Consider the following 923-nt stretch of genomic DNA (forward strand, 5'->3'; position numbering starts at 1 on the left):
AATCACCTTTGACATCATGCACTCACTCCAAATCGCCTTCTTTTTTCCTTATCATAAATCACGAAACTCAAAAACGAAAGGTATTTGGCGAACGTCCGCTGCAGTGCAGGATTGTATCTTTTTGTAAATAAAGGTATAATATCAGTGTTGAAAGTTGGTTATGCAATAATGGATTGTTGCGTCTCTTTCTTTTTCATCGTCCATACATAATGGTATGATTGGTATATTGGCAAGTTTTGCTACTAAACTATTCCACCATGACCTACACCAACGTTTTAGAGGCGGAGGTGTGTTCATGGTGGTTTTTTGTTGTGTTTTGCTAAAAAGGGGGAAGGTCTATGAGCAATTCGACGAGCACGTTTAAAATCAATGGCTTGGATTATACGGCAAAAGCCGGATTGACGATACTTGAGGTTATCAACAAAAATGGGCTAGCCCACCCGCAAATTTGCTATGTCCCCGAGGTCGATCCGATCCAGACCTGTGACACTTGCATTGTCGAAGTCGATGGCAAACTCGTCCGGTCCTGTTCGACCGTGGCCATGAGCGGGATGGATATTGCCCTGGGCTCACGCAGCGCAAAAGAAGCCCAAACCGAAGCGATGGATCGGATTCTGGAAAACCACTCCTTATACTGTACAGTGTGTGATAATAATAACGGCAATTGCAAGCTTCACAACACGGCAGAATTAATGGAAATTGAACACCAGAAATACCCTTACACACCGAAAGTGAAATTGGCCGATGTCGATATGTCGCACCCATTTTACCGTTATGATGCCAATCAATGCATTGCATGCGGGCAATGCGTCGAGGTCTGCCAGAACCTTCAGGTCAACGAGACACTATCCATCGATTGGGAAGCTGATCGCCCAAGGGTCATCTGGGATGAAGGCTCCGAAATCAACAGCTCATCATGTGTC

The 923-nt window shown here is 44.9% G+C and carries 1 protein-coding gene; it reads left to right on the forward strand.

Going from position 1 to position 923, the window contains the following annotated elements; genetic code table 11:
- Positions 1 to 338: 338 nt before the first annotated feature.
- The coding region (locus CVN76_RS01190) for a 2Fe-2S iron-sulfur cluster-binding protein (RefSeq protein ID WP_100530113.1) at positions 339 to 923 on the forward strand (585 nt) is incomplete at its 3' end.

It is taken from the genome of Bacillus sp. mrc49 (assembly GCF_002803435.1).